Source organism: Microbacterium sp., from assembly GCF_047607225.1.
GTDB lineage: Bacteria > Actinomycetota > Actinomycetes > Actinomycetales > Microbacteriaceae > Microbacterium.
The window spans coordinates 1-13,787 of the sequence record NZ_JASGDO010000006.1 but is presented as its reverse complement, the minus strand read 5'-3'; the positions used below and the strand labels follow the sequence as shown (position 1 = coordinate 13,787).

Below are 13,787 nucleotides of genomic sequence, written 5' to 3'. Positions count from 1 at the left end.
GTGATCGCGTCGGCGTCGGGCAGCGCCGGCGCCCCGCCGGTGTCGCCCGCGGCGACCGGGGACGCGGAAGGCGCGTCGAGCCTCGGCCCGGAGGGATGACGGCTCTGCTCGAGCCGCGCGAGTTGCTGCCACTCCCGCTCGGTGAGCGGCGCCCCGCCCCGCCCATAGGCTCTTTGGCGCAGATCAGCGAGGAGGTCGGCGTCGGCGGTCATGCCCCCTAGCCTGTCATCGCCTGCGCCTGGAAACGACGAAGCCCCGCCGGAGCGGGGCCTCGTCGGACGGCGATCAGTTGCCGGAGCCGCCGAAGTTCTTGAAGCGCTGGTTGAACTTCTCGACGCGACCGGCCGAGTCCATGATGCGCTGCTTGCCCGTGTAGAACGGGTGCGACGCGGACGAGATCTCGACGTCGATCACCGGGTAGGTGACGCCGTCGAGCTCGATCGTCTTGTCGCTGGAGACGGTCGAACGGGTCAGGAAGGTCTCGCCCGAGCCGAGGTCGCGGAACACGACGGCCTGGTAGTCGGGGTGAATGTCAGTCTTCATGGGGTTCCTCACAAGGTGCCCTGGATTTGGCCAGGGACGACGGAAGTCTGCGGTGCGAGCGCACCAAAGAGAGATTCTATCACCGATCCCCGTCGAGCGACGTCGCGGGTCAGGACGACTGGGCAGCCCGCGCCGCGTAGCGGCCCTCGGCCTGCGTCAGAACGATCTCGGCGCCGAAGGTGGCTGTGAGGTTCTCGGCGGTCAGCGTCTCGGCGATCGGCCCCTGGGCGACCGCCGCGCCGTCGCGGAGCAGGAGCACGTGGGTGAATCCGACGGGAATCTCCTCGACGTGGTGGGTGACCATGACCATGGCGGGGGTCGTGGGCGCCTGCGCGAATCCGCTGAGGAGGCTCAAGAGCTCTTCGCGTGCACCGAGGTCGAGACTCGCCGACGGCTCGTCGAGCAGCAGCAGCTCGGGGTCGGTCATGACCGACCGGGCGATCTGTACGCGCTTCTGCTCGCCGTCCGAGAGCGTTCCGAAGCTCCGATCGGCGAGGTGGTCGAGCTTCCACTCCCCCAACACTCGCCGCGCGCGACGCTCGTCGATCGACTCGTACTGCTCGTTCCATCGTCCCAGGACGGAGAACGCCGCCGTCAGGACCACATCGAGCACCGTCTCCTCGGGCGGGACCCGACGAGCCATCGCGGACGAGGCGAAGCCGATTCGCGGTCTCAGCTCGAACACGTCGGATCGGCCGAGTTGTTCGTCCAGGATCGTGACGGTGCCCGAGGTCGGGTGCAGGAGCGTCGAGGCGAGCTGCAGGATGGTGGTCTTCCCGGCGCCGTTCGGACCGAGGATCACCCACCGCTGGTCGTCATCGACGCTCCAATCGAGGTGATCGATGATGTTCCTCGTGTGACGGCGGACGACGACATCGGCGAACTCCAAGACCAGCGTCATGTCACCAGCCTATCGGCGCGGTGCGGCGTTGCCGGTCACCTCGCGATAGAGCGCGGCGGTCGCATCCGCGATCGCCTCCCAGCTGAACTCCGACGCGGCCCGCTCTCGCCCCGCCCGCCCCCACGCACGCGCGCGCGCCGGGTCGGAGACGACGTCGGTGAGCGCCGCGGCGAGGTCCGCCACGAACCGGTCGGGGTCGGTGGGCGTCCCGGTGCCGTCCTGAACCTGGTCGATGGGGACGAGCCGACCGGTCACCCCGTCGACGACGACCTCCGGGATGCCTCCCGTGGCGGTTCCGACCACGGCGGCCCCACACGCCATCGCTTCGAGGTTCACGATGCCCAGCGGCTCGTAGATCGACGGACACACGAACGTGGTCGCTGCGGTCAGGAGCGCACACAACTGGTCGCGCTGCAGGAACTCGTCGATCCAGACGACTCCGTCGCGCTCGGCCTGCAGGTCGCGGACGAGCGACTCGACCTCGGCGAGGATCTCGGCGGTGTCGGGGGCCCCCGCGCACAGGACGACCTGGACATCCGTCGGCAGCATCGAGGCAGCCCGCAGGAAGTACGGCAGTCCCTTCTGTCGCGTGATGCGTCCGACGAAGACCACCGACGGACGCGAGGGGTCGATCCCGAACCGGTCGAGCAGCGCGGGATCCTCCACCGGACGCCAGGCCTCCACGTCGATCCCGTTGTAGATGACGCGGACCTTCTCGGGATCGAGCGTGGGGTAGCTGCGCAGAATGTCACGGCGCATGCCATCACTGACCGCGACGATGGCGGCGGCCCCTTCGTACGCCGTCTTCTCGATGAAGCTCGACACCGCGTATCCGCCGCCCAGCTGTTCGGCCTTCCACGGCCGCAGCGGCTCGAGCGAGTGCGCCGTGATCACGTGCGGGATGCCGTGCAGGAGCGAGGCGAGGTGCCCGGCGAAGTTCGCGTACCACGTGTGACTGTGCACGACGTCGGCTCCCGCGACATCGCCGACGATCTCGAGGTCGGTGCCGAGAGTCTGGAGCGCACCGTTGGCGGAGGCAAGCTCTGCGGGAACTCCGTACGAGGTGGTTCCGGCCTCGTCGCGAGGCGCGCCGAAGGCGCGCACGGCGACGTCGATTCGCTTTCGCAGCGCTCGCACCAGCTCCGTCACGTGGACCCCCGCGCCCCCGTAGATCTCCGGCGGGTACTCCTTCGTGATGATGTCGACGCGCATGTCGTGAACGCTAGTACACGTGCATGGACGGGCATAGTCTGGTGCCATGCCTGCAGCGCCGAAGGTCTTCGGAATCATCCTCGCCGGTGGTGAGGGAAAGCGACTCATGCCCCTGACGGTGGACAGAGCCAAACCGGCGGTGCCCTTTGCCGGGCAGTACCGTCTCATCGATTTCGCGATCTCGAACCTCATCAACTCGGGGCTGCGGCAGATCGTCGTTCTCACGCAGTACAAATCCCACAGCCTGGATCGCCACGTCTCTCAGACGTGGCGGATGTCGGCGCTCCTCGACTCGTACGTGACCTCGGTCCCGGCGCAGCAGCGCCTCGGCAAGCGGTGGTTCTCGGGGTCAGCCGACGCGATCCTGCAGTCCCTCAACCTCATCCATGACGAGAAGCCCGACATCGTCGCGGTGATCGGTGCCGACCACGTGTACCGGATGGACTTCCAGCAGATGCTGGATCACCACATCGAGTCGGGGGCGCGCGCGACTGTCGCCGGCATTCGCCAGCCGATCGGCCTCGCGAACCAGTTCGGTGTGATCGACGTCGACCCGACCGACAACGTGACGATCCGCGACTTCCTGGAGAAGCCGCAGAATCCCGCCGGTCTCTCCGACAGCCCTCACGAAGTGCTCGCCTCGATGGGTAACTACATCTTCGACGCGCAAGCGCTGATCGAGGCCGTCGAGGCAGACGGCGAGCTCCCCACGTCCAATCACGACATGGGCGGCGACATCATCCCCTACTTCGTCGAGCGTGGCGAGGCCGCCGTGTACGACTTCAAGCGCAATGACGTGCCGGGGTCCACGGCACGCGATCGCGACTACTGGCGCGACGTGGGTACCCTCGACTCGTTCTTCGACGCCCACATGGATCTCATCTCGACGCTGCCCGTGTTCAACCTCTACAACACCGCGTGGCCGATCCACGCTCAGGCGCTCAACTCCCCGCCGGCGAAGTTCGTCCGCGACGGGGTGGGGCGAATGGGCAACGCGATCGACTCGATCGTCTCGCTCGGCTCGGTGCTCTCGGGCACCCATCTCGAGCGCAGCGTCGTGGGACCGTGGACGCTGTCGGGCGGCGGGTCGACGATCACCGACTCGGTGCTGTTCGATCACGTCAGCGTCGGCTCGGGGGCCCGCGTCCACCGCGCGATCCTCGACAAGAACGTCATCCTGGACCCGGGGGCGACCGTGGGCGTCGACCGCGAACGCGATCTGGCCCGCGGCTTCACCGTCACCGACAGCGGCATCACGGTGGTCGGCAAGAACGTCCACGTCACCGTCTGAGTCACATCCGTCGTGAGCGGCACGGGTGGCCATCGGTGCACCGGTAGGTTGGAGACGTGCCCGGTGAACGCTTCCTCGTCGTGCTCGACGCCGATTCGACCCTGATCCGCAACGAGGTCATCGAACTGATCGCCGAGGAGGCGGGGCGGGGCGCAGAGGTCGCCGCTGCGACGGAGGCGGCGATGCGCGGCGAGGTCGACTTCGCACGCAGCCTGGCGTCGCGGGTGGAGGCGCTTCAGGGCGTCCCGCTCGCCTCCTTCGCACGTGTGCGATCCCGGATCGAGCCGACCCCGGGAGTGCGCGAACTGATCGCAGCGGTCCATGAGCGTGGCGGGACGGTGGCGGTGGTCTCGGGTGGATTCCACGAGATCCTCGACCACGTCGCGCCGGATCTGGGCGTCGATCTCTGGCGGGCCAATCGCCTCGAGGCCGCGGACGGTGCGCTGACGGGCGTGGTGTCGGGTCCGGTGATCGACGCCGCCGCCAAGGCCGAAGCACTGACGGAGTGGGCGCAGGAGCGCGGCGTCCCTCTCGCGCGAACGGTCGCGATCGGCGACGGTGCGAACGACCTGATGATGATGCGGGCGGCCGGCCTCGGTCTCGCCTTCAATGCGAAGCCCGCGGTGCGCGCTCGTGCCGACCTCGTCATCGAGCGCGTCGACCTCCGCGAAGTGATCCCCCTGCTGCCAGCCGCCGAGTGAGGCGCGAGGCGACCCCGGAGCCCGCGCCGACGTCGATCAGAATACGTCGATCAGAAGATGCGGACGACGTTCGCAGTGACCGCCTCGTACTCCTCGAAGACGACGGGGTCGTGGCACGGGAGCACGGTGTCTCCGTCCGCGGCGAGCCGGCGGAGGAAGTCCGCGTTTCGATCGATCGAGGCATGCACCCCGACAGCGCGACGGCTCGTGACGTTCTCCCGCAGATAGCACTCATCACCGGCGAGCACGTAGCGGCGGCCTTCGTGAGCACAGAAGACGACGGAGGAACCCTCGGTGTGTCCCGCGACGGTCTCGACGCGCCAATCGTCGAAGCAGGCGCTTCCCGAGACCTCACGCACCTGAGCGGTCGCGAGCGCTGCACGGACCGGAGGCGCTCCCTCCGCGGCGATTCGGCGGTGGGCGTCCGCGGACAGGGTGACGCGGACCCGCGGATACGTGGCGAGGACCTCGTCGAGATTGTCGATGTGATCGAAATGCTCGTGGGTCAGGAAGACGTCCCGGACGACGCGTCCCGAGAGCAGGTCCCGGACCTCCGCTGCCACGTCGAGCAGTTCGACTCCCCACGTCCGCGCGACCTGCCGGTCTCGAAACCCGACATCGATCAACGTGGCGTCACTGCCGCGCACGGCGACGTAGTAGCTCCACACGATCGGGCGCGTTGTGGCCGGGTCGCCGTCGGCGAAGACATGGTGCTCCGCCAACTCCGACGTGCCGTAGCGGACGGCGTAGAGCGCGAGGCCCTGAGTCTCTGCGGCCGCCGAGCTCAGTGCCCCATCCCCAGGCCGCCGTCGACCGGGATCACGGCACCAGAGATGTAGGCGGCATCGTCGGAGGCCAGCCACGTGACGACACCGGCGACCTCGTCTGCGGTCGCGAAGCGCCCCGCAGGGATCGACGCCTTGTACTGCGCTTGTGTCTCCGAGGGCAGCTCCGCGGTCATGTCGGTCTCGATGAAGCCGGGCGCCACGACGTTGGCGGTGATCCCCCGGCCGCCCAGCTCACGCGTGAGTGAGCGCGCGAAGCCCACGAGAGCGCTCTTGGACGCCGAGTAGTTCACCTGCCCGGCCGAGCCGTACAGACCCACGACGCTCGAGATCAGGATGACGCGTCCCCATCGCGCGCGCAGCAGCCCCTTCGCGGCCCGCTTGACGACCCGGAAGGTGCCTCCGAGGTTCGTCGCGACGACGGAGTCGAAGTCGTCCTCGCTCATCCGCAACAGGAGCGTGTCGCGGGTGATCCCCGCGTTCGCGACGAGGATCTCGATGGGACCGAGCTCCTGCTCGACCTGGGCGAAGGCGGAATCGACCTGTGCGGCGTCGGTCACGTCGGCACGCACTGTCAGCGTGCCCTCCGGGCCTTCGCCCGAACGCGCCGTGACAGCGACGCGATACCCAGCCGCGACGAAACGCTCGGCGATGGCGCGGCCGATGCCGCGGTTTCCTCCCGTGACGAGGACGACTCGATCGGTGGACATGCTTCTCCCGGAACTCGGTGATGGAACGACCCCAGCCTAGTTGTCGGGACCGCCCGCGTATCGCGGTCGTGCGGCCCTGTCCCGCCGAGGGATGGCTGGCCACGCTAGCCTGGAGTCGACGTGAAGGAGACCCCGTGACCGACCCGATCGCCCCTCGTCCCGACGACGCTGCAGAGCCTCCCTCCGGCGCCACCGCGCCTCCCTCCCCGCCCACCGCTGCCCCGTATGCGCCTCCCGCGCCCGGCGGATACGCGCCCCCTCCCGCGGGCGGGTACGCGCCTGCTCCCGCGGCGTACTCACCGCCGAGCTATCCGCCGTCGGCGTACGGCCAGTCCCCCGCCGGCGCCGTTCCGCCGGCGACCTACCGTCAACCCGCCCCCGGAATGCCGCCCGTGCCCACGTACGGCGGTAACCCCTACGGCTACGCACCGACCGCCCCGACGAACGGCCTCGCGATCACCTCGATGGTCGCCTCCCTCGCCGGCGTCGTGTTCGCCTGGACCGGGGTGCTCGCGCTCGGCGTGGTCGTCGGCGTCATCACCGGCCACATCGCACTGAACCAGATTCGTCAGACCGGCGCGCGCGGCCGCGGCATGGCGCTCACCGGAGTCATCGTGGGCTGGATCTCCATCGGATTCGCCGTGATGTCCGTGCTCGCGATCATCATCTGGGCCACCACTGCACCGTTCGCCTTCGCGGCCCCGTGACGACGGCCCGGGGCGTAGCCTTTAAGGACCGTGAACACGTCGGAATCATCATGAAGTCGCCCTCGCCGCAGTCGGCGACATCGCTGCGGCGCGCGCCGCACGACGACGCGCAGACACGCATGAGGAAGTACTTCATCATGATGAGCGTCCGGGTGATCTGCTTCGTGCTGATGGTCGTCATCACCCCGTACGGCTGGCATACCGGCGTCCTCGCCGTCGGAGCGGTCCTGCTTCCCTACCTGGCCGTGGTCGTGGCCAACGTGGGCTCGGACGCCGACGTGGTCTCCGCCGTCCCGCCCGAGCGGCAGCTCACGGCGCCCCCTGAGGACGCGCCCGACGCGTCGCCCGCCCCGCCTTCCATCGTCCGGATCGAGGAATCACGGCCTGCTCCCCCGGAGCAGTCATGAGCCTCGCCGCGGGCATGCCCGCGAGCGGCGACGCCGTGGTCTGTTCCCGAGCCGGCTGCCGTGCCGAAGCCGTCTGGCAGGTCGTCTGGCGCAACCCCCGCATCCACGCGCCGGAGCGCCGAAAGATCTGGTCCGCGTGCGACGAGCACCGCGCCTTCCTGCGGGACTATCTCGCCGCCCGAGACTTCCCCGTGTCGGTGGAGCCCCTGGCCGAGCGGGCCAGCTCGTGACCGCGCGCACCGCCGCCCGCTGGGCGGGATACGTGGCCTTCGCCGTCGTCTTCGCCGTGGCCTGCGGGTTCCTCGCGAACTGGCAGTTCACCCGTAACGCCGATCGCGAGGAGCAGCTACGCCTGGTCGCGCAGAACTACGACGCGCCGCCGGTGCCCCTCGCCGACGTCGTCGCTCCCGGGAGCGCGTTCACGCCCACCGATCAGTGGCGCCCGGTCACTCTGAGCGGCGAGTATCTCACCGACCAGCAGCTCCTCGTCCGCAATCGCCCGCACGGGGGCACCAGCGCTTTCGAGGTGCTCGTGCCCTTCCGCACGGACGACGGCCAGGTGCTCCTCGTCGATCGGGGCTGGGTGCCGCCGGCGTCCGACGGACCCGAGCCGGAATCGGTCCCCGAGCCGCCGTCCGGCGAGGCGACGGTCATCGTGCGCCTCATGCCCGGCGAGCAGCTTCCCCGATCGGGACGAAGCGCCCCGGCCGGCCAGGTGCCGACGATCCATCTTCCGACCATCGCGGCGACCGTCGACTCCGGGACGGCGATGCTCACCGACGTCTACGGGGTCATGGTGTCCGAGGAGCCGGCGCCGTCCGCTCGGCCGCAGCCGCTCGAGTCGCCCTCCGAAGATCCGGGACCCCACCTGTCCTACGCGATCCAATGGATCCTGTTCGCCGTCATGGGATTCGTGTTCATCTGGTACATGATCCGTACCGAGCGCCGCCACCGACGCGAGGACGACGCGGACTCACCCGCCGCCACGCGTCGCGGTCGCCGCCGCGATCGGGACATGGAAGCGGAGGACGAGCTGCTGGACGCCGCGCCCCGGCGGTGAGGTGCTCGCGAACGCAGGCGGTCGTCAGGCCAGAGTGATCAGGTCGACGTAGTCACGACCCCAGATGTCCTCCACCCCGTCGGGCAGAATGAGCACCCGTTCGGGATTGAGCGCCTGGACGGCTCCCTCGTCGTGCGACACCAGCACGACCGCGCCCTCGTAGTGCGCCAGGGCACCGAGGATCTCCTCGCGTGAGGCCGGGTCGAGGTTGTTCGTCGGCTCGTCGAGGAGCAGCATGTTGGCGCTGGAGACGACGAGGGTCGCCAGCGACAGCCGCGTCTTCTCTCCGCCCGAGAGCACCCCGGCGGGTTTGAGGACGTCGTCGCCGGTGAACAGGAAGGAGCCCAGCACCTTGCGGGCCTCGGTCGCAGTGATGTCCGGCGCCGCCGACATCATGTTCTCCAGCACCGATCGGCTCACGTCGAGATTCTCGTGCTCCTGCGCGTAGTAGCCCACCTTGAGGCCGTGTCCCGGTTCGATCACGCCGGTATCCGGACGATCGACCCCCGCCAGGATGCGCAACAGGGTCGTCTTCCCGGCGCCGTTGAGTCCCAGCACGACCACCTTCGAACCGCGATCGATCGCCAGGTCGACATCGGTGAAGATCTCCAGCGAGCCGTACGACTTGGACAGGCCCTTCGCCATGAGGGGCGTCTTGCCGCACGGAGCGGGCTTGGGGAACCGCAGCTTCGCGACACGGTCCTCCTGGCGCACCTCCTCGAGCCCCGAGAGCATCTTCTCGGCGCGGGCGACCATCTGGTGGGCCGCGGCCGCCTTCGATGCCTTCGCGCCGAACCGTGCCGCCTGCTGCTGCAGCGCCGTCGCCTTCTTCTCGACGTTGGCGCGCTCCTTCTTGCGGCGCTCCTCGTCGGCGACCCGCTGACGCAGGTAGTTCTTCCAGTTCATGTTGTAGACGTCGATCACCTGACGCATCGCGTCGAGGTAGAAGACCCGGTTCACGGTCTCACCGACCAGCTCCACGTCGTGGCTGATGACGATGAGTCCGCCCTTGTAGTTCTTGAGGAACTCACGGAGCCACACGACGCTGTCGGCGTCGAGGTGGTTGGTCGGCTCGTCGAGGATCATGGTCTGCGCGTCGGAGAAGAGGATGCGCGCCAGCTCGATACGGCGGCGTTGGCCGCCGGACAGGGTCTTCAGCGGCTGGTCGAGGATCCGATCCGGGAGCGAGAGGTTGTGCGCGATTGACGCGGCCTCCGCTTCGGCGGAGTAGCCGCCGAGCGCCTCGAACCGCTCCGTGAGGTTGCCGTACCGTCGCATGGCGCGCGCGGCGACCTCGGCGTCGTCGGAGGCCATCTGCTCGCTCGCCTCGTGCATCCCCAGCAGCAGGGAGCCGAGCCCACGGGCATCGAGGATGCGGGTGCGCGCGAGCATCTCTGGGTCTCCCGAACGCGGGTCCTGCGGCAGGTAGCCGAGCTCGCCGGAGCGTTCGACCTTGCCCTCCGAGGGGAGAAGGTCGCCGGCAAGAACCTTCGTCAGGGTTGTCTTGCCTGCGCCGTTGCGCCCGACCAGTCCGATCTTGTCGCCGTCAGACACGCGGAACGACACGTCCGACATGAGCGTGCGCGCGCCCACGCGGATCTCGAGGTCGTGCACGGCGAGCACAGCGGAGGTCCGTTCCATCGATGACAGGGAGATGACCGAATGGCCAGCCTCCGAGTCTACCCGGCCCGAACGCCTGGCCGGTTCGCCCTCAGGCGTACGTCACGGGTTGCCGGGGATCGCGCGTGGCGGGTCGTCGTTGGAGATCCTGGACAACGACGGGGCTCGGTCGTGGGCCGATTCAGTCAAAGGACCGTGACACTACCCCCCATAGGATGAGTCGCGACCCCCGGCCATCGCCGATACGCAAGGAGACCCGATGTCGCTCACTGCCTCCGCCCGACGCCCCGTGCTGACGGATCTGATCGCCCGCCCGTCCGCGCGCGTCCACGCCTTCGCGCTCGATGCCGCCCTGGTCATCGCGGGCGCCGCCTTCGTCGCCCTCCTCGCTCAGGTCGAGGTGCCGCTGTGGCCGGTCCCGATCACCGGTCAGACGCTCGGCGTGGTCGTCGTCGGTGCGGCCCTCGGGGCGCGCCGGGGGGCCGCGGCGCTCACGACGTATCTCCTGGCGGGCCTGGCCGGCCTCCCGGTCTTCGCCGGCTTCAGCGGGACCCTCGCCGCGGTCGCGAAGCCCAGCTTCGGGTTCATCATCGGGTTCATCGGCGCCGCCTTCGTCGCCGGATGGTTCGCCGAGCGCGCCTGGGACCGCCGCCCGGTCCTCGCCTTCGTCGGCTTCGTCTCCGCGAGCGTCATCCCGTTCCTCTTCGGCATCCCCTACATGGCGCTGATCCTGAACGTCTTCGGTGGGGCTGGCCTCGGGGTCGCAGAGATCCTCGACTTCGGCCTCTGGCCCTTCGTCCTCGGCGGCGTGATCAAGGCGGCCGTGGCGGCGATTCTGATCCCGGCGGCCTGGCTGCTGGTGCGGGCAGCCGAGCGCGGAACGCGGCACTGACAGCCACGTCTCCTCCCTCGACACACGACGAAGGCCCCGTCCACGCGGACGGGGCCTTCGTCGTGTGGACTCAGCCCTTGGCGACGGCGGTGGCCGCGGCGAGCTTCTCCACGATCGTGTCGAGCCCGTACGGGAGGGTCAGCGGGGTCGGCGAGAGCATCGAGATCTCCTCGGGGCCGATGAGCCCGGCCACGGCGCCCTTCGAGATCGCCGGGATGAGACGCGCGTTGTCGGAGGAGGCGAAGGTGTCGAACGCGTCCTGCGTCTCACCGAACGCCAGCACCACGTCTGCGTCGATCTCGTCGAGCTTTTCCGGGCTGACCGTCGTGTAGAAGGTGCCCTCCCCGGTGTCGAGCGCCGTGACACCCTTCGGGGTGACGAATCCGAGGTCTTCGAGGATCTCGACGCGCGGGTCCGCCGGGAGGTAGAGGTAGTAGGTTCCCGCGGACTCGGTCAGCAAAGCGATCGAGGTCCCTTCGAACTCGGGGTGCGCGGCGGCGGCGTCGGCCACGAGGGCGTCCATGTCGGCGAGGATGCGATCGGCTTCGGCGGCCTTCCCCAGCGCTTCACCCACGAGCTTCACGGCGTCGCGCCACGGAGTGGTCCATACGGCCTCGGGGTAGGCGACGACGGGAACGCCGGCGCCGCTGACCTCGTCGAACTCCTCCTGAGTAAGGCCGGAGTAGGGCGCGAGGAGCACGTCCGGCGTCGCCGTCAGCAGTTCTTCCGTGGACAGCGTGCTGGCAGAGCCGTCGAGGATCACCGGAGCCTCGCCGCCGAGCTTCTGCAGACCCTCACTGACCCAGGGCGCGATCTTGTCTTCACCTCCGGAGTAGTCGTCGGATGGAATCGCCACGGGCGTGACACCGAGGGCGATGACCGCGTCGGTGGCGCCCCACCCCCACGTGGCCACTCGGGTCGGCGCCGACTCGATCGTCGTCGAGCCGAGGGCGCCGGTGATCGTCACCGGGAAGCCTGCGTCTGCCGACGGGGAGTCTGCGGGAGCGGGCGCGCCGGGGGTGCTCGCGCAGCCGACGAGGAGGGCGACCGTCGCGGCGGCGGCCATCGCGCCGGATGCGAACCGTGTGGTCGTACGGGACATGTGGGGTCCTTTCGGTGGGTGAATCAGGTCTCGTCGGCGACCGTGTGGGCGCCGCCGGGTCGGGGGATGACGAGCGGAGTCGACGTCAACGGATCGGGCATGACGAGTGCATGCAGAGCGAAGGCCCGCTCGACGACCTCGGCCGTGAGGACCTCGGCCGGCGAGCCGTGGGCGACCACCCGCCCTTCGTGGAGCACGACGAGATCGTCGGCGTAGCGCGCCGCGAGATTGAGCTCGTGGAGGACGACGACGATGGTCGTCCCCTCGGCGCGGTTGAGGTCCCGCAGCAGATCCAGCACCTCGAGCTGATGGCTCAGATCGAGGAACGTGGTCGGTTCGTCCAGGAGGAGGATCCGGGGCGACTGCGCCAACGCCATCGCGATCCACACGCGCTGACGCTGGCCGCCGGAGAGATCGCCGACGATGCGGTCGGCCAGTTCCGCGACGCCGGTGCGCTGCATCGCCGCATCCACGATCGCGGAGTCCTCTGCGCTCCAACGCTGGAACATCCCGCGATGCGGATGGCGACCGCGGGAGACGAGTTCGGCGACGGTGATGCCGTCGGGCGCGGCGGGATGCTGCGGCAGGAGCCCCACGGTCCGCGCGAAGGCCCGTCGAGGCAGCGAGGCGACGTCCACCCCGTCGAGTTCGACGGCTCCCGCCAGCGGCGCGCGCAGCCGAGCGAGGGTTCCGAGGAGCGTCGACTTGCCCGAGGCGTTCGCGCCGATGATCATCGTGATCCGACCGGGCGCGACGGTGAGGTCGAGGCCGTCGATGACCGTGCGGCCGGGGTATCCCGCCGACAGGCCGCGCACCTGCAGAAGCGGCGCAGATCCGGTACCGGTCACAGCTGTCGTCCTTTCGACGTCGTGAGCATCCACAGCAGGAACACCGAGCCGAAGGCCCCGGTGACCACGCCCACCGGCACCTGGAGTCCCGGGAGGGCGAACTGGGCGGCGCTGTCGGCCGCAGCCAGAAGCGTCGCACCGACGAGTGCGCTGGTGCCGAGTCCCAGCGCCCCGTGACGCAGGAGCGGACGCGCGATCGCCGGAGCGCACAGCGCGATGAACGAGATGGGACCGACGAAGGCCGCCGTCGTCGAGGTCAGCAGGACGGCCAGCCCCACGCAGAGCGGATGCACCAACCGCGGGGGCACGCCGAGCGAGGTCGCAGCGGGTGCGCCCATCTGGTGCAGCGGCAGCCAGCGGGCGGCGACGAGTAGCAGGGGCGCGGCGACGACGAGCACCGCCGCCAACGTCGCCACTTGCCACCACGGGGTCGCGGACAAGGACCCGACGAGCCACAGGAGGGCCGTCTGCGCCTTCTCGATCTGCGTGCTCACCATGAGGTAGTTCGTGACCGCCGAGGCGAGGAAGGCGATGCCGATGCCGGCCAGGATCAGCCGGAATCCCGCGGCGTGGGCCGATCGCCCCGCCCAGATGAGGATCGCGGCCACGACGAGGCCTCCGCCGAAGGCGCACAGCGCGAGGAGAGGGCCGCCGACTCCGAGGACCAGCAGGGCGAACACCGCCGCGAGCCCGCTCGCACCGGAGATTCCCAGCAGATCGGGGCTCGCGAGCGGATTGCGCAGCAGCCCTTGGAGCACGGCCCCCGCGAGACCCAGTGCAGCACCGGCCAGGAGAGCCATGGCCAGGCGTGGGGCACGGACGTTGAGGATCACGTAGTTCTCCACGCGCTCCCCCTGACCCCACAACGCACGCCACACCTGCGCCGGCGTCAGCGGGTAGTCGCCGAGACACAGCGACACGACGGCCACGACGACCGCCACAGCAGCGACGGAGAGGCCGACCCAGAACCAGCGGCGGCGCGGGGGCGCGCGCCCGACACCGACCCCC

Annotated in this window: 17 protein-coding genes; 7 read left to right on the top strand and 10 right to left on the bottom strand. The window is 69.5% G+C overall.

The window, feature by feature from the left end; translation table 11 throughout:
- The 4 genes from QM591_RS00945 to glgA form a co-directional block, all read right to left on the bottom strand.
- A partial coding sequence (locus QM591_RS00945; RefSeq protein WP_415128664.1) for a hypothetical protein occupies positions 1-212 on the bottom strand: 212 nt, incomplete at its 3' end.
- Positions 213-285: 73 nt separating this feature from the next.
- Positions 286-543 (bottom strand): type B 50S ribosomal protein L31, encoded by a 258-nt coding sequence (locus QM591_RS00940; protein WP_415128662.1) that lies wholly within the window; start codon positions 541-543, stop codon positions 286-288.
- Positions 544-652: 109 nt separating this feature from the next.
- A complete protein-coding gene (locus tag QM591_RS00935; protein ID WP_415128660.1) occupies positions 653-1,444 on the bottom strand; it encodes an ABC transporter ATP-binding protein in 792 nt (263 codons plus the stop codon).
- A 9-nt stretch (positions 1,445-1,453) separates the two neighbouring features.
- Positions 1,454-2,656 carry a glycogen synthase gene (glgA, locus tag QM591_RS00930; RefSeq protein WP_415128658.1) on the bottom strand — a complete coding sequence of 401 codons (1,203 nt, stop codon included), beginning with the start codon at positions 2,654-2,656 and terminating at the stop codon, positions 1,454-1,456.
- A gap of 46 nt (positions 2,657-2,702) precedes the next feature.
- Here glgA and glgC point away from each other — a divergent pair, with 46 nt between their 5' ends.
- Positions 2,703-3,947 (top strand): glucose-1-phosphate adenylyltransferase, encoded by a 1,245-nt coding sequence (gene glgC / locus QM591_RS00925; RefSeq protein ID WP_415128656.1) that lies wholly within the window; start codon positions 2,703-2,705, stop codon positions 3,945-3,947.
- A gap of 56 nt (positions 3,948-4,003) precedes the next feature.
- The gene (gene serB, locus QM591_RS00920) at positions 4,004-4,648 is read left to right on the top strand and encodes a phosphoserine phosphatase SerB (RefSeq protein ID WP_415128654.1); all 645 of its coding nucleotides are present in this window, start codon (positions 4,004-4,006) and stop codon (positions 4,646-4,648) included.
- Positions 4,649-4,698: 50 nt separating this feature from the next.
- Here serB and QM591_RS00915 read toward each other — a convergent pair whose 3' ends face one another.
- A complete protein-coding gene (locus QM591_RS00915; RefSeq protein WP_415128652.1) occupies positions 4,699-5,370 on the bottom strand; it encodes an MBL fold metallo-hydrolase in 672 nt (223 codons plus the stop codon).
- Between the two features lie 62 nt (positions 5,371-5,432).
- Positions 5,433-6,143: a beta-ketoacyl-ACP reductase gene (locus tag QM591_RS00910; protein ID WP_415128650.1), complete on the bottom strand. Its 711-nt coding sequence runs from the start codon at positions 6,141-6,143 to the stop codon at positions 5,433-5,435.
- 134 nt (positions 6,144-6,277) lie between these two features.
- On the opposite strand from QM591_RS00910, the gene QM591_RS00905 reads away from it, so the two are divergent.
- From QM591_RS00905 to QM591_RS00890, 4 genes are read left to right on the top strand one after another with little or no spacing between them, the layout of a single operon-like run.
- The gene (locus QM591_RS00905) at positions 6,278-6,850 is read left to right on the top strand and encodes a DUF4190 domain-containing protein (protein ID WP_415128648.1); all 573 of its coding nucleotides are present in this window, start codon (positions 6,278-6,280) and stop codon (positions 6,848-6,850) included.
- A gap of 50 nt (positions 6,851-6,900) precedes the next feature.
- A complete protein-coding gene (locus QM591_RS00900) occupies positions 6,901-7,257 on the top strand; it encodes a DUF3099 domain-containing protein (RefSeq protein ID WP_415128646.1) in 357 nt (118 codons plus the stop codon).
- Positions 7,254-7,487: a hypothetical protein gene (locus QM591_RS00895; RefSeq protein WP_415128644.1), complete on the top strand. Its 234-nt coding sequence runs from the start codon at positions 7,254-7,256 to the stop codon at positions 7,485-7,487. Before QM591_RS00900 ends, QM591_RS00895 begins: the two co-directional genes overlap by 4 nt.
- Complete coding sequence (locus tag QM591_RS00890) at positions 7,484-8,317, top strand: SURF1 family protein (protein WP_415128642.1); 834 nt, start codon at positions 7,484-7,486, stop codon at positions 8,315-8,317. Before QM591_RS00895 ends, QM591_RS00890 begins: the two co-directional genes overlap by 4 nt.
- Positions 8,318-8,341: 24 nt before the next feature.
- Here QM591_RS00890 and QM591_RS00885 read toward each other — a convergent pair whose 3' ends face one another.
- A complete protein-coding gene (locus QM591_RS00885; RefSeq protein ID WP_415128666.1) occupies positions 8,342-9,940 on the bottom strand; it encodes an ABC-F family ATP-binding cassette domain-containing protein in 1,599 nt (532 codons plus the stop codon).
- A 256-nt stretch (positions 9,941-10,196) separates the two neighbouring features.
- On the opposite strand from QM591_RS00885, the gene QM591_RS00880 reads away from it, so the two are divergent.
- Positions 10,197-10,829 (top strand): biotin transporter BioY, encoded by a 633-nt coding sequence (locus tag QM591_RS00880; protein ID WP_415128640.1) that lies wholly within the window; start codon positions 10,197-10,199, stop codon positions 10,827-10,829.
- A 70-nt stretch (positions 10,830-10,899) separates the two neighbouring features.
- On the opposite strand, the gene QM591_RS00875 is transcribed toward QM591_RS00880, so the two are convergent.
- From QM591_RS00875 to QM591_RS00865, 3 genes are all read right to left on the bottom strand, one after another.
- A complete protein-coding gene (locus tag QM591_RS00875; protein WP_415128638.1) occupies positions 10,900-11,931 on the bottom strand; it encodes an ABC transporter substrate-binding protein in 1,032 nt (343 codons plus the stop codon).
- 23 nt (positions 11,932-11,954) lie between these two features.
- Positions 11,955-12,779 carry an ABC transporter ATP-binding protein gene (locus QM591_RS00870; RefSeq protein WP_415128636.1) on the bottom strand — a complete coding sequence of 275 codons (825 nt, stop codon included), beginning with the start codon at positions 12,777-12,779 and terminating at the stop codon, positions 11,955-11,957.
- Positions 12,776-13,787 (bottom strand): FecCD family ABC transporter permease (locus QM591_RS00865; protein WP_415128634.1); only part of this gene is annotated, 1,012 nt, incomplete at its 5' end. The genes QM591_RS00870 and QM591_RS00865, both read right to left, overlap by 4 nt.